The organism is Streptomyces sp. bgisy159, from assembly GCF_057707805.1.
The window spans coordinates 81109-100177 of sequence record NZ_JBYIQX010000026.1 but is presented as its reverse complement, the minus strand read 5'-3'; the positions used below and the strand labels follow the sequence as shown (position 1 = coordinate 100177).

The window sequence follows — 19069 nt, the reverse complement described above, 5'->3', positions numbered from 1 at the left end:
CGCGGCTCATACCCGGCGCCGACCGTTTCCGGCCAGTGCTAGGACGTCCGAGCTTTCCCTCATTCCGCGGCTCCGCGTTCGATTATCGCGCGGGGGTGGCGCCGGAAGGAATCGGGGTGAGAGCGGCCCAGGGCTCGATGGTGGCACCCGGCGCCGCATACGGAAAGCCGCCGGGTGCGGAATGCGACCCGGCGGCTTCGTGTGGTGACGTGGCGCGGCGGGTCAGCCGGCTACGCGTACGGCGAGCGCGTCGCCGGTCTCGGAGGTGGAGCGGGCGGGCTTGCCGGCACGCTCGCCGAGGTCGACGGCGACGGCCTCCTCGACGCGGGTCGCCTCGGCGTCGTAGCCGAGGTGGCGCAGCAGGAGGGCGACCGACAGGACGGTGGCGGTGGGGTCCGCCTTGCCCTGGCCGGCGATGTCCGGGGCCGAGCCGTGGACCGGCTCGAACATGGACGGGAACTCGCCACCGGGGTTGATGTTCCCGGAGGCCGCGACGCCGATGCCGCCGGAGACGGCCGCGGCGAGGTCGGTGACGATGTCGCCGAACAGGTTGTCGGTGACGATCACGTCGAACCGTTCGGGCTGGGTGACCAGGTAGATGGTCGCCGCGTCGACGTGCATGTACTCGGTGGTGACCTCGGGGAACTCCTCGGCCACCTTGTTGAAGATGTTCGTCCACAGGTGACCGGCGAAGGTCAGCACGTTGTTCTTGTGGATCAGCGCGAGCTTCTTGCGGGGGCGGGCCTGCGCGCGGGCGAAGGCGTCCCGGACCACCCGCTCGACACCGAAGGCGGTGTTGACGGAGACCTCGGTGGCGACCTCGTGCGGGGTGCCCTTGCGGATGGTGCCGCCGTTGCCGGTGTAGGGGCCCTCGGTGCCCTCGCGGACGACGACGAAGTCGATCTCCGGCTGGCCGGCGAGCGGCGTGGCGACGCCCGGGAGCAGCTTGCTCGGGCGCAGGTTGACGTGGTGGTCGAAGGCGAAGCGGAGCTTGAGCAGGAAGCCGCGCTCCAGGACACCGGAGGGGACGCTGGGGTCGCCGATGGCGCCGAGCAGGATGGCGTCGTGCTGCTTGAGCGCTTCGAGGTCGGCGTCGGTGAGGGTCTCACCGGTGGCGTGGTACCGGCGGGCGCCGAAGTCGTACTCCTTGGTCTCCAGCTTCACATCCTGCGGAAGGACGGCGGAGAGGACCTTGAGACCTTCGGCCACGACCTCCTGGCCGATGCCGTCACCGGGGATCACTGCGAGATCGATGCTGCGAGACATGCCCGGCACCCTACTCCTCGTCCCAGGGGATGACACGGCACCGTCCGCCATACGGACAGCGCCGTGTCGCCCGCCCGGGGTGCGGCTCCCGGCCGAGGGGTTCAGTGGCCGGTCTGGCCGCCGTTGTCACGGCGGTCGAGGGCGCGCTGGAGGGCGGCGGCGGCCTGCTTGCGGTCGGACTCACTCGCACGGGAGAGGTGGCGGACTCGGCGGCGGACGGTCGTCTCGGCCATGGGGAATCGACTCCTTCTGGAAAATCCGGGAGCACGGAAGGGGAGACGCCGGATGGGACGGAGGCCGTCACCGCAGGGGTTTCCTGCACGGGTCACGGCTCTCGACGTCCTTCGCTTGGTCGAGCGAGACGTTCGGCTCCTACAAAACTAAGGGAGCGGGGCCCGCCTGTCTCCACAATTACTCGGACTTCCTACTATCTGAGACGGCGGACCGGGTCACACCTCGCCGACCTGGGCTTTCATGCTGGAGGGCCGCCACCACGGCCGCCCGGAAGGCGTCCGGCTCCTCCGCCCACGGCAGGTGACCGGCGTCCGGGAACACCACCCGGCGCACGCGGGGCAGCGCCCGCTCCAGGGAGTCGACGGCCGAGCGGGGCCGGATGTCCCGCGCACCGTCGACGATCAGCACCGGCACGTCGAGCCGCCGACAGGCCGCGTACAGCCCGGGAGTGCCCCAGGTGTTACGGGTCTCGGCGTTCAGGGCCTTGTTGCACGCGAAGTTGATCCCGAACCAGGGGTCCGCCATCCGCTCGGCGAGCTCCAGCGCCCGCTCCCGGTCCGCGAAGTCGGCCGACCACCGCAGGATCGCCTGTTCCGGGTCCCCGTTCGGCAGATCCCGCCACCGTGCGGCCCGCTCGGGCACCTCGGTGAGCCTGGCCAGGAAGTTCTCCTGATACCGGCCGTGCCACGAGGACACCGGGTCGATGCCCGTTCCGGCCACGTAGACCAGCGTGCTCACCCGCTCCGGGTGCGCGAGCGCGTAGTCCAGGGCCAGCTGGGCGCCCCAGGAGTGGCCGAGCAGTGCCATGCGCTCCAGGCCGAAGTGGCGTCGTACCGCGTCGAGGTCGGCGGCGAAGCGCTCGGCCGTCCAGGGCCCGTCGCACCGCTCGGAGCGGCCGCAGCCGCGCTGGTCCCAGCGGATCACGGTGGCGGCGTCGCCGAGCATCCCGGCCACGTCCCCGAACATGTCCCACAGGCCGGGGCCTCCGTGGCACAGCACCAGCGGCTCGCCCCGCCCGCAGGCGGCGGCCCACAGGCGCACCCCGTCGTCGGTCAGAACGGTCATGCGCCCATTGTCACGGCACACCGACGGGCCGGGTCCCCTGTGGGAGACCCGGCCCGTCGGCGCCTGCCGGGCCGTCAGCCCATGTGCGGGTAGGTGTAGTCGGTCGGCGGGACCAGCGTCTCCTTGATGGCGCGGGTCAGGGTCCAGCGCATCAGGTTCTGCGGGGCACCGGCCTTGTCGTTGGTGCCGGAGGCACGGCCGCCGCCGAAGGGCTGCTGGCCGACGACGGCGCCGGTCGACTTGTCGTTGATGTAGAAGTTGCCGGCCGCGTAGCGCAGCTTGTCCATCGTGTGGGCCGCCGCCGCGCGGTCGCCCGCGACGACCGAGCCGGTGAGCGCGTAGGCGGAGACCGACTCCATCTGCTCCAGCATCTCGTCGTACTTGTCGTCGTCGTAGACGTACACGGCGAGGAACGGGCCGAAGTACTCGGTGGTGAACACCTCGTTCTCCGGGTCGGTGCACTCCACGACGGTGGGGCGGACGAAGTAGCCGACCGAGTCGTCGTAGGTGCCGCCCGCGACGATCGTGCAGGTGGGGTCCTCCTTGGCGCGGTCGATGGCGGCCTTGTTCTTGGCGAAGGCGCGCTCGTCGATGACGGCGCCGATGAAGTTGGACAGGTCGGTGACGTCGCCCATGGTGAGGTAGTCGACCTCGGCCGCGAACTCCTCCTTGAACCCGGAGTTCCAGATCGACGCGGGGATGTACGCGCGGGAGGTCGCCGAGCACTTCTGGCCCTGGTACTCGAAGGCGCCGCGGGTCAGGGCGGTCTTCAGCACCGCGCGGTCGGCGCTCGGGTGGGCGACCAGGAAGTCCTTGCCGCCGGTCTCGCCGACCAGGCGCGGGTAGGTGCGGTAGTTCTCGATGTTGTTGCCGACCGTCTTCCACAGGTACTGGAAGGTCTTGGTCGAGCCGGTGAAGTGGATGCCCGCGAGGTCCTTGTGGACCAGGGCGACCTTGGAGACCTCGATGCCGTCGCCGGTGACGAGGTTGATGACGCCCTTGGGCAGGCCGGCCTCCTCCAGCAGCTGCATCAGCAGCACGGCGGCGTGGGTCTGCGTCGGGGACGGCTTCCACACGACGACGTTGCCCATGAGGGCCGGGGCGGTCGGCAGGTTGCCGGCGATCGCCGTGAAGTTGAACGGCGTGATCGCGTAGACGAAGCCCTCCAGCGGGCGGTGGTCCAGGCGGTTCCAGACGCCGGGGGCGTTGGCCGGGGGCTGCTCGGCGAGGAGCCGGCGGGCGTAGGCGACGTTGAAGCGCCAGAAGTCGACCAGCTCGCAGGGGGTGTCGATCTCGGCCTGCTGGGCGGTCTTGGACTGGCCGAGCATGGTGGAGGCGGCCAGGGTCTCGCGCCAGGGGCCGGCCAGCAGCTCGGCGGCGCGCAGGATGATCGCCGCGCGGTCGTCGAAGGACATCGCACGCCAGGCCGGCGCGGCGGCCAGGGCCGCGTCGACGGCGTCCTGGGCGTCCGCCCGGGTGGCGTTGCGGTACGTGCCGAGCACGGCCTTGTGGTTGTGCGGCTGGACGACCTGGAAGGTCTCGCCGCCGCCCATCCGCCGCTCGCCGCCGATGGTGCACGGCAGGTCGATCGGGTTCTCGGCCAGCTCCTTGAGCTTGGCCTCCAGGCGCTGGCGCTCGGGCGAGCCGGGGGCGTAGCCGTGCACCGGCTCGTTGACGGGGGTGGGGACCTGGGTCACAGCGTCCATGGGATCCGTAACTCCTTGGGGGTGAGCGGGTGTGCGGGGTCAGCCCTTGGTGATCATGCTGCGGACGAAGAAGCGCAGGTTGGCCGGTTTCTCCGCAAGGCGGCGCATGAAGTAGCCGTACCAGTCGGTGCCGTAGGCCGTGTAGACGCGCATGCGGTGGCCCTCGGCGGCCAGCCGCAGGTGCTCGTCGCTCCGGATGCCGTACAGCATCTGGAACTCGTACTCGTCGAGCTTGCGGCCGGCCTTGCGGGCGAGTTCCTGGGCGATGGAGATCAGGCGGGGGTCGTGGGACCCGATCATCGGGTAGCCCTCGCCCTCCATCAGGGTGCGCAGGATCCGTACGTACGCCTTGTCGATCTCGTGCTTCTGCTGGTAGGCGACCTCGGCGGGCTCCTTGTAGGCGCCCTTCACCAAGCGTACGCGGCTGCCGTTCGCGGCGAGGCGGCGCGCGTCGGCCTCGGTGCGGAACAGGTAGGCCTGGATGACGCAGCCGGTCTGCGGGAAGTCCTTCCGCAGCTCGTCGTGGATGGCGAACATCGAGTCGAGGGTGGTGTGGTCCTCGGCGTCCAGGGTGACCGTCGTGCCGATCGCGGCGGCGGCCTCGACGACCGGGCGGACGTTGGCGAGGGCCAGCTCGTGGCCGCCGTCCAGCGCCTGGCCGAACATGGACAGCTTGACGGACATCTCGACGCGTTCGCCGAGGTCGAGATCGCGCAGGCGCTCGACGAGCAGCAGGTAGGCGTCCCGGGCGAGGGCGGCCTGCCCGGGGGTGGTGATGTCCTCGCCCACGACGTCCATGGTCAGCTCCAGGCCCTTGCCCGTGAGCTCCCGCACGATCGGGACGATGTCGTCGACGGTCTCGCCGGGGATGAAGCGGTCGACGACCTGCTTGGTCACCGGGGCCGCCGAGACCAGGCGTCGCATCCGGTCGCTGCGCGACGCGGCGAGAATCACGGGACCCAGCACGGGGCACCTCCACAGAACCTGCCATTGATGGCCATCACCCCATGATTGGGGCACGGCACGGAGAACCACCGTGAAACCTAAGGATCCCTCCGATCGTCTGCCATCGACAGCTGTCACGCATCCGTGCCGCAGATCTCAGACATATGTATGAAGGCCGCCGCGGAATGCGGGAGAATGACCCGGTGACGTCGGATTGCAAGGGTGACTACCAGGAGCTGGTGGACGAGCTGTCCGAGCTGCTGGGCGCCCCCGCGACCCTTGAGAACCGCGACTTCGAGCTGATCGCCTTCGGGGCGTACGACAGCGAGGTGGACCTCGATCCGTCCGCGCTGGACCCGGTCCGCACCCGTTCGATCCTCACCCGGCGCTCCACGGCGGCGGTGCGCTCCTGGTTCGAGGGGTTCGGGATCACCCGGGCGACGGGGCCGGTGCGGATCCCGCCGACCCCGGAGGCCGGTGTCTACCGCGGCCGGATCTGCCTGCCCACCCGGCACCGGGGTGTGGTCCTCGGCTACGTGTGGCTGCTGGAGAGCGAGCCCGGCCCGTCGGACGGGCAACTGGCCGCGGCGATGGAGGTGACCGCGCGGATCGGCGCGCTGCTCGCCGACGAGGTGCAGCACGGGGCGGACCTGACCCGGGAGCTGCGGGCGGTGCTGACCGCCGAGCAGGGCTGGCAGCGGGACATGGCGGTGGCGGAGCTGCGCAGCGCGCTCGGGCAGCGCGCGGACGGCCCGCACACGGTGGTGTGCGTGGCGCCGTGGCCGTCGGCCGACCCGGCCGACGCGCCCTCGGTGCGCACGCTGCCGGGGGCGACGGCGCTGTGCACGGTGCCGTGGGGAACCACGGATCAGTGCCTGGCGGTGCTGGTGCGGCTGCGGTCGGGGGACGTGGTTGCCCCGGCGGTGTCGGCGGCCGGCCGGCTGGTGGAGCGGGCGGGCGCGGGCGGCGCGGCGGCGGGCGTGGCGGCGGCCCGTACGGGACTGCTGGAGCTGGGCGCGGCCTGGCACGAGGCGTCGGGGGCGGCCCGCGCGGCCCGCGCGGAACCCCGGCTGGGCCCCGTCGCCGAGTGGTCCCGGATCGGCCCGTACCGGCTGCTGACCTCGCTCGGCTCGGTCCGCGACCCGGTCACGGGCCCGCTGCTGGGCCCCGCCCACCGCGAGCTGGCCCGCACCGCCGAGGTGTACCTGGACTGCGCGGGCCAGGCCGGCCGCGCGGCGGCCGAGCTGGGCATCCACCGCCAGACGCTGTACTACCGCCTCTCCCGGGTCGAACAGCTCACCGGCCTGGACCTGGACGACGGGGAGGACCGGCTGCTGCTGCACATGGCGTTGAAGGGGGCGCGGCTGTAGGAGGTGGGACACGGGCCGGGCGGATCATGTCCGGTCGACGCCCTCGGCCGCGGGCCGGGCGGTTCAGCTCCCTTTTCCGTGGGTGTCGCACGCCTTCGGACGCGGGCCGGGCGGATCAGCTCCGGTTCACGCCCTCGGTGACCCGGCGCAGGCCCTCGGTGAGCTGTTCCGCGGTGGGCGCGGTCCTCGGGTCGAAGGTCCACTGGGCGATGAGGCCCGTCATCAGGGTGTTGTAGAGCTGCCCGACGGAGTCCACGTCCTCTTCGGCGACGTCCTCCTCCCGGCCGCCCATGAACAGCGGGATGATCCCTCGGGCGGCTTCGCGCTGCGCCCGCGCCAAGTGGTCACGCACCTCGGGCAGTTGGTCGCCCATGGCGATGATCTCGACACTGAGGTGCCAGATGGAGTCGGGCTCCCGCATGGTGCGGATGATGTTCGACCAGACCTCGTGGAACCGGTCGAGCGAGCCCGGCTCGGTACCCGTGCCGGCGTCGAGGGTGCCGGGCAGTTCCCAGTCTTCGGACACCTCGCCGACCAGGGCGACGTAGGCCTCGGCCAGGAGCTTGCCCTTCGAGCCGTAGTGGTAGCCGATCGAGGCCAGATTGGTCCCCGACTCCTTGACGATGTCGCGCGCGGTCGTCCGCGCGAACCCCTTGGCCCGCAAGCAGCGCTTGGCACCTTCGAGCAGATCCTCACGGTGTCCCATGCGCCCCACCCTACCCGTCCGCCCATACAGGCGTCTCATACAAGCGATCCATACACTCGTCCTAGACGAGCGTTTAATACGTGCGTATATTTCTCGGCATGACAACCGACCCGACGCGCGCCGGCCGCCGTGAATGGACCGCCCTCGGCGTGCTGATGCTCCCGCTGCTCCTGGTCTCGATGGACGTCTCCGTCCTCTACTTCGCCATCCCGGCGATCAGCGCCGACCTGGAGCCCAGCGGCACGCAGCAACTGTGGATCTTCGACGTCTACGGGTTCGTGCTCGCCGGCCTGCTGATGACGATGGGCTCGCTCGGCGACCGCGTCGGCCACCGCCGGCTGCTGCTGCTCGGCGCCGCCGCGTTCGGCACCGCCTCACTGGTGGCGGCGTACGCGAACAGCGCCGGGACGCTGATCGCGGCCCGCGCCGCCCTCGGCATCGGCGGCGCCACGCTGATGCCGTCGACGATGGCCATGGTGCGCACGATGTTCACCGACCCCGCCCAGCGGACGAAGGCCATCGGGCTGTGGTCCGGCGTGATGACGGCCGGGATCGCACTCGGCTCGGTCCTGAGCGGGGTGCTCGTCGAGTACTTCTGGTGGGGTTCGGTCTTCCTCGTCAACCTGCCCGCGATGGCGCTGCTGCTGCTCCTCGGCCCGGTCCTGCTGCCGGAGTCCCGCAGTGCTGACCCCGGCCGCTTCGACTGGCCGAGCGTCCCGCTGTCCATGGCGGCGGTACTGCCCGTGATCTACGGGCTCAAGGAGATCGCGGCCGACGGCCGGCATGCCGGCCCCGTCGTCTCGATCGCCGTCGGCCTGCTGTTCACGCTGCTCTTCGTGCACCGGCAGCGCACCACGGTCTCGCCCATGATCGACCCTGCGCTGTTCCGCGGCCGCGGCTTCGCCCCCGCCGTCACCCTGAACCTCGTGGCCGCGTTCGCGGTGATGGGCTCGGCGTACTTCACCACCCAGTACCTGCAGTCCGTGCTCGGCAAGAACGCCCTGGAGGCCGCCCTGTGGTCGCTGTTGCCGTCGGTGCCGATCGGCATGGCGGCCCCGGTGGCGGCCGCCCTGGTGAAGAAGGGCGTGCACCGCGCCCACGTCGTGGCCGGCGGCTTCGCGGTCGCGGCGGGCGGCTACGGACTGCTCGCCCTGGCCGGGACGGACGCGTTGTGGCTGGTGCTGACCGGGTGCGGGGTCCTGGCCTGCGGCATGGTGGTGGTGATGTCCCAGATCACCGACCTCGCGCTGAGCGGCGCTCCCGTCGAGCGGGCCGGTTCCGCCTCCTCCCTGCTGGAGACCGGCGCCGAGTTCGGCGGTGCCCTCGGCATGGCGGTCCTCGGGTCCATCGGCACCGCGCTGTACCGCGACGAGATCCCGGCCGCGGCACCGCGCGCCGCCCACGAGACGCTCGGCGGCGCGCTCGCGGTCGCCGACCGCTTCCCGGGCCTGGCGGCCACCGCCCGCGGGGCCTTCACCCACGGGATGCACGGCGCGGCGCTCACCGGCGCGGTCCTGCTGGCGGGGGCGGCGGCGGTGGCCGCGGTCCTGCTGCGCCAGGTCGAGGCACCCGCGCCGGCCCCGGAGCCCCAGCCGGCGCGGGAGCGGGCCGGCACCTGAGCGCCGGTACGACGACGCCGGGCGGGCTGGGTGCTCCAGCCCGCCCGGCGTCGCGCCGTGTGTGCGTCAGACCAGGTTCACCGCGCGGGCCGACGTGGCGCCGATCTCCGCCGCCAGCTCGGTCAGCACGCCGGCGGGCACCGTGTCGTCGACGGTGAGCACGGCCAGCGCCTCGCCGCCGACCGCGGCACGGGCGACCTGCATGCCGGCGATGTTGATGCCGGCCTCCCCGAGGATCCGGCCCACGGTGCCGACGACACCCGGACGGTCCTCGTAGCGCAGCACCACCATGTGGTCGGCGAGCGCCAGGTCGACGTCGTACTCGCCGACCGCGACGATCTTCTGGAGGTGCTTCGGGCCGGCCAGGGTGCCGGAGACCGCGACCTCCTCGCCGGTGCCGAGCGTGCCGCGCACCGTGACGACGTTGCGGTGGTCGCTCGACTCGGAGCTGGTGGTCAGCCGCACCTCGACACCGCGCTCCTGCGCGAACAGCGGGGCGTTGACGTACGACACCGTCTCGTCGACGACGTCCTCGAAGACGCCCTTGAGCGCGGACAGCTCCAGCACCTTCACGTCGTGCTGGGTGATCTCGCCGTACACCTCGACGTCGAGGCGGACGGCCACCTCGCCGGCGAGCGCGGTGAAGATCCGGCCCAGGCGCTCGGCGAGCGGCAGGCCCGGCTTGACGTCCTCGGCGATGACGCCGCCCTGGACGTTCACCGCGTCCGGTACCAGCTCACCGGCGAGGGCGAGACGGACGGAGCGGGCGACGGCGATACCGGCCTTCTCCTGGGCCTCGTCGGTGGAGGCGCCGAGGTGCGGGGTGGCCACGACCTGGTCGAACTCGAACAGCGGGGAGTCCGTGCAGGGCTCCTTCGCGTACACGTCGAGGCCGGCACCGGCGACCCGGCCCTCCTTCAGCGCCGAGTACAGCGCCTCCTCGTCCACGATGCCGCCGCGCGCGGCGTTGACGATGCGCACGCTCGGCTTGACCTTGCGCAGCGCCTCGTCGCCGATCAGACCGACCGTCTCGGGGGTCTTGGGCAGGTGGACGGTGATGAAGTCGGAGACCTCCAGCAACTCGTCCAGGGACAGCACCTTCACGCCCATCTGGGCGGCCCGGGCCGGCTGCACGTAAGGGTCGTAGGCGACGACCTTCATGCCGAAGGCGGACATGCGCTGGGCGACCAGCGCGCCGATCCGGCCGAGGCCGACGACGCCGAGGGTCTTCTCGGCCAGCTCCACGCCCGTGTACTTGCTGCGCTTCCACTCGCCGTTCTTCAGCGCGGCGTTGGCCTGCGGGATGTTGCGGGCGGTGGCCAGGAGCAGACCGCAGGCCAGTTCGGCGGCGGTCACGATGTTGGAGGTCGGGGCGTTGACGACCATCACGCCGGCCTTGGTGGCGGCGGAGACGTCGACGTTGTCCAGGCCGACGCCGGCGCGCGCGACGACCTTCAGCTTGTTCGCGGCGGCGACGGCCTCGGCGTCGACCTTGGTGGCCGAGCGGATCAGGATCGCGTCGACGTCGGCGATGGCGGGGAGCAGTTCGGCTCGGTCCGCTCCGTTGCAGTGCCGGATCTCGAAGTCCGGGCCAAGCGCGTCCACGGTCGCGGGCGACAGCTCTTCAGCGATGAGTACGACAGGTTTCGAGCTCACGTGGTCCTCACATGTGCGATGCGGACGGCCGTCCCGACGGCCGCAGGCGGTGGAGGGAGGGGCTACCGCGGAAGACGCACGACGCTGTGGGCCTGACGCGTGTTGTTCAGCAGTCTAGTGGCGCAAGAGAGGTCGCATTGCGCCTCCACGGAAGGATCACCCATCCGTGGGTGGACGGGGTGGACAACGCCATGTCACCGACGTTACCCGAGGTTCGCCGAGGGGGCCGGAACGCGCTCGCTCCGGCCCCCTCGGGGTGAGGCCTACGCCTCCTCGTCGACCCAGCTCATCAGCTTGCGCAGCTGCTTGCCGGTGGTCTCCAGCAGGTGCTCGGAGTCCTGCGACTTGTACTCGTTGTACTTCTTCAGGCCGCCGTGGTACTCGTCCATCCACTGCTGGGCGAACGTGCCGTCCTGGATCTCCGCCAGGACCTTCTTCATCTCGGCCTTGGTGGCGTCGGTGATGATCCGCGGGCCGGTGACGTAGTCGCCCCACTCGGCGGTCTCGGAGATCGACCAGCGCATCTTCTCCAGACCGCCCTCGTACATGAGGTCGACGATCAGCTTCAGCTCGTGCAGGCACTCGAAGTACGCGATCTCCGGCTGGTAGCCCGCCTCGGTCAGCGTCTCGAAGCCGGCCTTGACCAGCGCGGCGGTGCCGCCGCACAGCACGGCCTGCTCACCGAACAGGTCGGTCTCGGTCTCCTCGGTGAAGGTCGTCTTGATGACGCCCGCGCGGGTGCCGCCGATGCCCTTGGCGTACGACAGGGCCAGCGCGAAGGCGTTGCCGCTCGCGTCCTGCTCGACGGCCGCGATGCACGGAACGCCGCGGCCCTCCTCGTACTGACGGCGCACCAGGTGGCCTGGGCCCTTCGGGGCGACCATGCAGACGTCGACGCCGGCCGGGGGCTTGATGAAGCCGAAGCGGATGTTGAAGCCGTGGCCGAAGAACAGCGCGTCGCCGTCCTTCAGGTTCGGGGCGATGGACTCCTCGTAGACCTGGGCCTGGATCGGGTCCGGCACCAGGATCATGATGACGTCGGCCTCGGCGGCGGCCTGAGACGGGGTCACCACGCGCAGGCCCTGCTCCTCGGCCTTCGCCTTGGACTTCGAGCCCTCGTGCAGACCGACCCGCACGTCGACACCGGAGTCGCGCAGCGACAGCGCGTGGGCGTGGCCCTGGCTGCCGTAGCCGATGACCGCGACCTTGCGGCCCTGGATGATGGACAGGTCGGCGTCAGCGTCGTAGAACAGCTCGGCCACTTTGGGTCTCTCCTTGGAGTTCTGGTGTTGCGACCCACCGTATGACGGCGGGGGGAGGGAAGGTCTCAGGGTCTCGGTATACGGGCGGCCCGCCCTCGGGGGGCCGCCCGTACGGCGGGTCAGGCGCTGCGGTCGAGGGCGCGCAGCGAGCGGTCCGTGATGGACCGGGCGCCGCGGCCGATCGCGATCGTGCCGGACTGGACCAGCTCCTTGATGCCGTACGGCTCCAGCATCTTGAGCATGGCGGACAGCTTGTCGTTGCTGCCGGTGGCCTCGATCGTCACGGCCTCCGGGGAGACGTCCACGGTCTTGGCCCGGAACAGCTGGACGATCTCGACGATCTGGGAGCGGGTCTCGTTGTCGGCGCGCACCTTCACCAGAACGAGTTCCCGCTGGACGGCCTGCGACGGCTCCAGCTCGACGATCTTGAGCACGTTGACCAGCTTGTTGAGCTGCTTGGTGACCTGTTCCAGCGGCAGGTCCTCGACATTGACCACGATGGTGATGCGGGAGATGTCGGGGTGCTCGGTGACGCCGACCGCGAGCGAGTCGATGTTGAAGCCGCGCCGGGAGAAGAGAGCGGCGATCCGGGCCAGGATGCCCGGGGTGTTCTCCACCAGGACGGAGAGCGTGTGCTTGGACATGTCTTTCGTCTCTCTCGCTCAGTCGTCTTCGTTGTCGCCGAAGTCGGGGCGGACGTCCCGGGCGGCCATGATCTCGTCGTTGGAGGTGCCGGCGGCGACCATCGGCCACACCATGGCGTCCTCGTGGACGACGAAGTCGATGACGACGGGGCGGTCGTTGACGGAGTTCGCCTCCTCGATGACCTTGTCGAGGTCGTCGGGGGACTCGCAGCGGATCGCGTAGCAGCCCATGGCCTCGGACAGCTTCACGAAGTCGGGGACGCGGGTGCCCCGGGCGTCCGGGTTGACGTCGTGCGGGCCGCTGTGGAGGACGGTGTTGGAGTAGCGCTGGTTGTAGAACAGGGTCTGCCACTGGCGGACCATCCCGAGGGCGCCGTTGTTGATGACGGCGACCTTGATCGGGATGTTGTTCAGGGCGCAGGTGGTCAGTTCCTGGTTGGTCATCTGGAAGCAGCCGTCGCCGTCGATGGCCCACACCGTCTGTTCCGGGGCGCCGGCCTTGGCTCCCATCGCGGCCGGGACCGCGTAGCCCATGGTTCCGGCGCCGCCGGAGTTGAGCCAGGTGGCGGGCTTGTCGTACTCGATGAAGTGCGCGGCCCACATCTGGTGCTGGCCGACGCCGGCGGCGAAGATCGTGCCCTCCGGGGCGAGCTGTCCGATGCGCTCGATGACCTGCTGCGGGGAGAGCGAGCCGTCGTCGGGCTGGTCGTAGCCGAGCGGGTAGGTCTCGCGCCAGCGCTTCAGGTCCGTCCACCAGGCGCCGTAATCACCCCGGTGGCCCTCGGTGTGCTCCTTCTGCACCGCCTGGATCAGGTCGGCGATGACCTCACGGGCGTCGCCGACGATCGGCACGTCGGCGTCCCGGTTCTTGCCGATCTCGGCCGGGTCGATGTCGGCGTGGACGATCTTGGCGTACGGGGCGAAGCTGTCCAGCTTGCCGGTGACGCGGTCGTCGAAGCGGGCGCCGAGGGCGACGATCAGGTCGGCCTTCTGCAGGGCGGTGACGGCCGCGACGGAGCCGTGCATGCCGGGCATGCCCAGGTGCTGGGGGTGGCTGTCGGGGAAGGCGCCGAGCGCCATCAGGGTGGTGGTGACGGGCGCGCCGGTCAGCTCGGCGAGCACCTTCAGCTCGGCGGTCGCCTTCGCCTTCAGGACACCGCCGCCGACGTACAGCACGGGCCGCTTGGCGGCGGTGATCAGCTTGGCGGCCTCGCGGATCTGCTTGGCGTGCGGCTTGGTCACCGGACGGTAGCCGGGCAGGTCCATGGTGGGCGGCCAGGAGAACGTGGTCCGCGCCTGCAGGGCGTCCTTGGCGATGTCGACCAGGACCGGGCCGGGGCGGCCGGTGGAGGCGATGTGGAACGCCTGCGCGATCACCCGCGGGATGTCCTCGGCCTTGGTGACCAGGAAGTTGTGCTTGGTGATCGGCATGGTGATGCCGACGATGTCCGCCTCCTGGAAGGCGTCCGTGCCGATCGCCTTGGAAGCGACCTGGCCGGTGATCGCGACCATCGGAACGGAGTCCATGTGCGCGTCGGCGATCGGGGTGACCAGGTTGGTGGCGCCGGGGCCGGAGGTGGCCATGCAGACGCCGACCTTGCCGGTGGCCTGGGCGTAGCCGGTGGCCGCGTGGCCGGCGCCCTGCTCGTGGCGGACCAGGACGTGGCGGACCCGGGTGGAGTCCATCAGCGGGTCGTAGGCGGGGAGGATCGCACCGCCCGGAATGCCGAATACCGTGTCGGCGCCGACTTCCTCGAGAGAACGGATGAGGGACTGCGCGCCCGTGACGTGCTCGACGGGAGCGGAGTTGTGTCCTCCGGATCGGGGCCGCGGCTGCGGATGGGCCCCGGTGGCCTGCTCGGTCATCGGCATTCTCTTCTCGATGCTGAGGGTTTTGCGAGGGTTTGGGCGAACTACGACTGGTGCTGGTGCAACAAAAAACCCCTCGTGCCGTAGGGCAAGCGAGGGGAGCGCGCCGGTGGGGTCGCTGAGCGATCAGGGCTCAGCGTCAGCCGACGCGCTTTCCAAGTACGAGAATTCGGGTGCGCATGGCACTGACCCTCCCCCCGGCACGCACCCACTGTCAAGTGGGTGGGACGGGGGTCTCATTATGTGAACGGAGGGTCGTGGTGGCGCCCAGGGTGCCCCCCTGCAGCACGGCCGGCACACTCCCGCTGTACACCGCCGCGCCCCCGCCCGCGAACGCCGGTTCGGCCGACGCGTGCGGCACCGGGTAGTGGCCGGATCCGAGCGCCCGGCGCAGCCGGTACTCGTCCAGCGGACCGGAGAACGCCATGCCCTGCCCGTGGGTGCAGCCCATCGCGCGCAACGCGACGACCTGCTCGGGCAGGTCCACGCCGTCGGCCACGGACTGCAGCCCGAGGTCGCCGGCGATGCGCAGCAGCCCGCTGGTGATCTTGTGCAGCCGGGCGGACTCCACGACGCCCTCCACCAGGCCTCGGTCGAGCTTGATGATGTCGACCGGCAGTCTGCGCAGCGCCGTGAGCGCCGCATAGCCGCTGCCGAAGCCGTCGAGGGCGATCCGTACCCCGAGTCGGCGCAGGGCGCCCAGGCGGCGCTCCAGCTCGTCCAGCGCGATCCCGGGGTCCGCGTCGGACAGCTCGACCACCAGCGCTCCGGACGGCAGTCCGTGGCGGGTCAGCAGGGCCTCGACCGAGCCGAGCGGCAGCGACCGGTCCAGTAGCCGGCGCGCGCTCATCCGCACCGCCACGGGGAGGACCACTCCGCTCGCGGCGCGCTCGGCGGCCTGCTCCACGGCCTCCTCCAGCACCCAGCGGCTCAGCTCGGACGTCCGGTCGCCCTCGTCGGCGACCCGCAGGAACTCCGCCGGGGTGAACAGCACGCCCTGCGAGGACCGCCAGCGTGCGTGCGCGGCGACCGCGGTGATCGCGCCGTCGTCCAGGCGCACGACGGGCTGGTGCAGCAGTGTGAACTCGCCGTCGTGCAGCGCGGCGCGCAGCCGGCCGGCCAGCTCCGCCCTGCGGACGACGTCCTGCTGCATCTGCGGCCGGTACAGCTCGACCCGGCCCTTACCGGCGGCCTTGGCCCGGTACATCGCCAGGTCGGCGTTGCGCAGCAGCTCGCCCGCGCCGAGACCCGGTTCGGCGAAGGCCACCCCGATGGAGGCGGCGACCCGGACCTCGTTGCCGTCGATGGTGTAGGGCTGGGAGAGCGTGAGCCGGAGGCGGTCGGCCAGCTCCAGGATGTGCCGTTCACGGGCGGACCGGTCCCGGGTGTGGTCGCCGACGATCAGGGCCGCGAACTCGTCGCCGCCCAGCCGCGCGGCGGTGTCGCCCTGGCGGACCGCCTCCTGGAGCCGCCGGGCGGCCTGGACCAGCAGTTCGTCGCCGGCCTGGTGCCCGATGGTGTCGTTGACCGCCTTGAAGCCGTCCAGGTCGATGAAGAGGACGGCGGTGTTGCGCAGCGCGGTGCCCCGGTCGGAGCTGCGCCGGCCGGACAGAGCCTGCTGGACCCGGCGCGTGAACAGGGAACGGTTGGGCAGGTCGGTGAGCGGGTCGTGCTCGGCGTTGTGCTGCAGCTGCGCCTGCAGGCGCACGCGCTCGGTCACGTCCCGGCTGTTGAAGATGAGGCCGCCGTGGTGGCGGTTGACCGTGGACTCGACGTTCAGCCAGCCTCCCCCGCTCTCGGCGTCGCCCGAGCGGGAGGTGCCCCCACCGCCCGAGCGGAAGCGGCACTCGATGCGCGTGGTGGGTTCGTCCTGGGGGCTGGCGGCGAGGAAGCGGCGCAGCTCGTGCACCACACAGCCCAGGTCCTCCGGGTGGATGAGACCGGCCAGTTCGGTGCCCACCAGCTCCTCCGCCGGGCGGCCGTAGACACCGGCGGCGGCCGGGGAGACGTACCGCAGGACCCCGCTGGGGGCGGCGATCATGATGACGTCGCTGGAGCCCTGCACCAGGGAGCGGAAGTGGTTCTCCTTCTGCGCCAGTTCGTGGGTGAGCGCCATGTTGTCGAGCAGCATGATGCCCTGGCGCACGACCAGCGCCAGGACGACGGTGCCCGCCGTCAGGAGGACCACCCGGTCGACGTCGCGACCGTTGAGGACGTTGTAGAGGATTCCCAGGGTGCAGACGGCGGCGGCGAGGTAGGGCGTCAGCGCGGCCAGCGACCCGGTGACGGGCCGGGTGGCCGGGATGCGCGGGTACTCCCCGCCGGGCGCCGACACGCCGGACACACCGGGTGCTCCGGACACGGAGGGTGTCGGGGCGGTGTACTGGGGGGCACCGGTTCGCTGTCGGGGCAGGTGCTCGTGCACCACGCGCGTGTGCCCCTCGGACTCGCCGGGCCCGAGATGGCGGGGCGCGGCCCAGGGGGCGTAGGCGAGCAGCAGCGAGCCGGCGAACCAGCCGGCGTCGAGCAACTGGCCGGAACGGTAGGCATGGTGGAGCAGAGGGGAGGTGAACAGGGCATCGCACATCACCGTCAGGGCGAGCGCCCCGATCGCGGTGTTGACGGCCGTGCGGTTGACGGCCGTGCGGCGGAAGTGCAGCACCAGCACCATGCTCACCAGGGCGATGTCCAGCAGCGGGTACGCCAGGGAGAGCGCGGCGTGCGCGACGCTGGCCCCCTCGAACCGGGCGGCCTGGGCGAGCGCCAGGCTCCACGACAGGGTGAGCAGCGACCCGGCGATCAGCCAGGCGTCCAGCGCCAGACAGACCCAGCCGGCCTTGTTCGCGGGCCGGGTGGCGAGGACCAGCAGGCCGACGATCGCGGGCGGCGCGAAGCACAGGAAGAACAGGTCGGCGTAGGAGGGGCTGGGCACGGGACGTTCCAGCAGCACCTCGTACCACCCCCAGACGCCGTTGCCCAGGGCCGCCATCGCCGAGGAGAGGGCGAACAGCAGCCAGGCGGGCCGGAAGCGGACGCGTCGGGTGCGCGCGTAGAGGAAGCAGGAGACGGCCGCGGTGCCCGCCGCGGCGCTGAGCCCGAAGTCACCCATCACGAGGGCGAGTTCGCTGGAGCCCCAGCCGAGCGCGGATCCGACGGCGTATCCCGCGCAGACCAGGGCCAGCACCAGTTGGTGGACCAGGCTCGACCGCCCCGGGCCGGCGGGCGGCGCACCGGCCGGGGCCGGTCCGGCCACGGGGTGCGCCCGAGGCGCTCCGTCGAGGAGGGTCGTGGAGGTCGGCGGCGGCGCGGTCACCGGGCCCTCCCGGTCGACACCGGTCCGGGCGCCGGCCGGGACCGGTGCGCGTGCCGTCGGCGGACGCCGTGCCTGCGGTGGTGATGGATGGGGTGGGTGTTCTGGCCGCGTCTGCGCGCGGCCGTGCGCCAGGGCCGCCGCCGGCGGCCCCACCGCGTCGGATCGGTCGTCCATAGGCCGTGCATCGCCCGTCGCCCCCCTCACAAGTCTGAAATGTCCATCCCCGGCGCCGAAACGGTGCGCGGCGCAGCCCCTGTCGGGACGATACACCAGTCTCGTCACTCAGGGACATAGTTCCTCTACGCTCCGTGACGGTCGACGCGGGGCGCGCACGGCCCGCGTCCGGGGCGCTGCGGAGGGTGCCCGAAGCGGACTACGCGGTTGCCGCGCCCGTCGTGAGGATCACGTGGCGCAGTGGCTCCCGGTTCACGAATCGCTCCAACTGGTCGGCCAGCAGGCGCTTGGCACGCGGCAGGAACGCGGAGCTGGGGCCGCCGACGTGCGGGGTGATGAGCACCCCGGGCGCGCTCCACAGCGGGTGGCCCGGCGGCAGCGGCTCGGGGTCGACGACATCCAGGGCGGCGACGAGGCGGCCGCTCTCCAGCTCCGTGAGCAGGGCGCCGGTGTCCACGACCGCGCCCCGGGCGACGTTCACCAGCAGCGCACCGTCCTTCATCCGCGCCAGGAAGTCCTTGTCCACCAGGCCGCGGGTGGCTTCCGTCAGGGGTGTGGAGAGGATCACCACGTCCGCCTCGGGGAGCAGGGCGGGCAGTTCGGTGATCGGGTGCACCGGCCCGCGCGCCGTGGTGCGCTCGGAGCGCGCGACGCGCGCCACCCGCGCAAGTTCGAACGGCGCGAGCCGGTCCTCGATGGCGGCGCCGATCGCCCCGTAGCCGACGATCAGGACGCTCTTGTCGGCGAGCGCGGGCCGGAACCCGGTCAGCCACCGCTCCTCGCGCTGTGCCCGCACGAAGCCGGGGATGTCGCGCAGGGCGGCGAGCGTGAGGGTCAGCGCGAGCTCCGCGGTGCTCGCCTCGTGCACTCCGCGCGCGTTGCACAGCGCCACCCCCGGCCGCAGGTCGGCCAGGTTCGCGCTGACGTCGTCGACGCCGGCGGTGAGGGTCTGTACGAGCCGGACGTTGCGCAGTTCACGGAGCGGACGCACCTTCACCGACTGTCGCTTCATGTACGGCACCACGTACACGGCGCAGTCGGCGGGGTCGCCCGGATAGGGCTGGTCACCGTCCTTCCCGCCGTCCCAGAACAGGTAGTTGAGACCGTCCGGCAGCCCGTCGATGCCGTCGGGCGGGATGGGCAGCCACACGTCGCGCACCAGGTCGTTCGTCATGCCCGGGAGGCTACGTCAGGCACGCGCGCGTGCAGAGGTTAGGTTGGTGGTCGGCACAGGGAGGGT

At 71.4% G+C, this 19069-nt stretch carries 14 protein-coding genes; 2 read left to right on the top strand and 12 right to left on the bottom strand.

Annotation, left to right across the window (positions count from 1 at the left end):
• Window positions 1-222 precede the first annotated feature (222 nt).
• The 5 genes from AC3ET3_RS23770 to AC3ET3_RS23750 all read right to left on the bottom strand — a co-directional run bounded on the left by AC3ET3_RS23770 (window position 223) and on the right by AC3ET3_RS23750 (window position 5237).
• A complete protein-coding gene (locus AC3ET3_RS23770) occupies window positions 223-1266 on the bottom strand; it encodes a 3-isopropylmalate dehydrogenase (protein ID WP_432137834.1) in 1044 nt (347 codons plus the stop codon).
• 101 nt (window positions 1267-1367) lie between these two features.
• A complete protein-coding gene (locus AC3ET3_RS23765) occupies window positions 1368-1499 on the bottom strand; it encodes a hypothetical protein (RefSeq protein ID WP_432137835.1) in 132 nt (43 codons plus the stop codon).
• 178 nt (window positions 1500-1677) lie between these two features.
• Complete coding sequence (locus AC3ET3_RS23760; protein ID WP_432137836.1) at window positions 1678-2565, bottom strand: alpha/beta fold hydrolase; 888 nt, start codon at window positions 2563-2565, stop codon at window positions 1678-1680.
• A gap of 74 nt (window positions 2566-2639) precedes the next feature.
• Window positions 2640-4271, bottom strand: coding sequence for an L-glutamate gamma-semialdehyde dehydrogenase (pruA, locus tag AC3ET3_RS23755; RefSeq protein WP_432137837.1), 1632 nt, complete (start codon window positions 4269-4271; stop codon window positions 2640-2642).
• Between the two features lie 39 nt (window positions 4272-4310).
• A complete protein-coding gene (locus AC3ET3_RS23750; RefSeq protein ID WP_432137838.1) occupies window positions 4311-5237 on the bottom strand; it encodes a proline dehydrogenase family protein in 927 nt (308 codons plus the stop codon).
• Window positions 5238-5401: 164 nt separating this feature from the next.
• Here AC3ET3_RS23750 and AC3ET3_RS23745 point away from each other — a divergent pair, with 164 nt between their 5' ends.
• Window positions 5402-6586, top strand: coding sequence for a PucR family transcriptional regulator (locus tag AC3ET3_RS23745; RefSeq protein WP_435612834.1), 1185 nt, complete (start codon window positions 5402-5404; stop codon window positions 6584-6586).
• Window positions 6587-6701: 115 nt separating this feature from the next.
• On the opposite strand, the gene AC3ET3_RS23740 is transcribed toward AC3ET3_RS23745, so the two are convergent.
• Entirely contained in the window at window positions 6702-7292 is a 591-nt protein-coding gene (locus tag AC3ET3_RS23740; RefSeq protein ID WP_432137840.1) for a TetR/AcrR family transcriptional regulator, read from the bottom strand.
• A gap of 98 nt (window positions 7293-7390) precedes the next feature.
• Between AC3ET3_RS23740 and AC3ET3_RS23735 the strand changes: the two genes are divergently transcribed.
• Window positions 7391-8911, top strand: a complete 1521-nt coding sequence (locus AC3ET3_RS23735; RefSeq protein ID WP_432157235.1) for an MFS transporter — start codon at window positions 7391-7393, stop codon at window positions 8909-8911.
• Window positions 8912-8977: 66 nt separating this feature from the next.
• On the opposite strand, the gene serA is transcribed toward AC3ET3_RS23735, so the two are convergent.
• From serA to AC3ET3_RS23705, 6 genes are all read right to left on the bottom strand, one after another.
• Entirely contained in the window at window positions 8978-10567 is a 1590-nt protein-coding gene (gene serA / locus AC3ET3_RS23730) for a phosphoglycerate dehydrogenase (RefSeq protein ID WP_432137842.1), read from the bottom strand.
• 263 nt (window positions 10568-10830) lie between these two features.
• Window positions 10831-11829, bottom strand: coding sequence for a ketol-acid reductoisomerase (gene ilvC / locus AC3ET3_RS23725; protein WP_432137843.1), 999 nt, complete (start codon window positions 11827-11829; stop codon window positions 10831-10833).
• 119 nt (window positions 11830-11948) lie between these two features.
• On the bottom strand, window positions 11949-12473 hold the full coding sequence (gene ilvN / locus AC3ET3_RS23720; protein WP_205384320.1) for an acetolactate synthase small subunit: 525 nt from the start codon (window positions 12471-12473) through the stop codon (window positions 11949-11951).
• Window positions 12474-12491: 18 nt separating this feature from the next.
• Entirely contained in the window at window positions 12492-14339 is a 1848-nt protein-coding gene (locus AC3ET3_RS23715; protein WP_432137844.1) for an acetolactate synthase large subunit, read from the bottom strand.
• A gap of 217 nt (window positions 14340-14556) precedes the next feature.
• Window positions 14557-17655 carry a putative bifunctional diguanylate cyclase/phosphodiesterase gene (locus AC3ET3_RS23710; protein WP_432137845.1) on the bottom strand — a complete coding sequence of 1033 codons (3099 nt, stop codon included), beginning with the start codon at window positions 17653-17655 and terminating at the stop codon, window positions 14557-14559.
• A 373-nt stretch (window positions 17656-18028) separates the two neighbouring features.
• Window positions 18029-19003 (bottom strand): 2-hydroxyacid dehydrogenase, encoded by a 975-nt coding sequence (locus tag AC3ET3_RS23705; protein WP_432137846.1) that lies wholly within the window; start codon window positions 19001-19003, stop codon window positions 18029-18031.
• Between the last annotated feature and the right edge of the window lie 66 nt (window positions 19004-19069).

Excerpts from the sequence above, each read along its gene's own strand:
- AC3ET3_RS23760 (WP_432137836.1), bottom strand. The coding sequence starts at position 2,565 with ATGACCGTTCTGACCGACGACGGGGTGCGCCTGTGGGCCGCCGCCTGC.
- pruA (WP_432137837.1), bottom strand. The coding sequence starts at position 4,271 with ATGGACGCTGTGACCCAGGTCCCCACCCCCGTCAACGAGCCGGTGCAC.
- AC3ET3_RS23705 (WP_432137846.1), bottom strand. The coding sequence starts at position 19,003 with ATGACGAACGACCTGGTGCGCGACGTGTGGCTGCCCATCCCGCCCGAC.
- AC3ET3_RS23745 (WP_435612834.1), top strand. The coding sequence starts at position 5,402 with ATGCGGGAGAATGACCCGGTGACGTCGGATTGCAAGGGTGACTACCAG.
- AC3ET3_RS23735 (WP_432157235.1), top strand. The coding sequence starts at position 7,391 with ATGACAACCGACCCGACGCGCGCCGGCCGCCGTGAATGGACCGCCCTC.
- AC3ET3_RS23740 (WP_432137840.1), bottom strand. The coding sequence starts at position 7,292 with ATGGGACACCGTGAGGATCTGCTCGAAGGTGCCAAGCGCTGCTTGCGG.
- ilvN (WP_205384320.1), bottom strand. The coding sequence starts at position 12,473 with ATGTCCAAGCACACGCTCTCCGTCCTGGTGGAGAACACCCCGGGCATC.
- AC3ET3_RS23770 (WP_432137834.1), bottom strand. The coding sequence starts at position 1,266 with ATGTCTCGCAGCATCGATCTCGCAGTGATCCCCGGTGACGGCATCGGC.
- AC3ET3_RS23715 (WP_432137844.1), bottom strand. The coding sequence starts at position 14,339 with ATGACCGAGCAGGCCACCGGGGCCCATCCGCAGCCGCGGCCCCGATCC.
- AC3ET3_RS23765 (WP_432137835.1), bottom strand. The coding sequence starts at position 1,499 with ATGGCCGAGACGACCGTCCGCCGCCGAGTCCGCCACCTCTCCCGTGCG.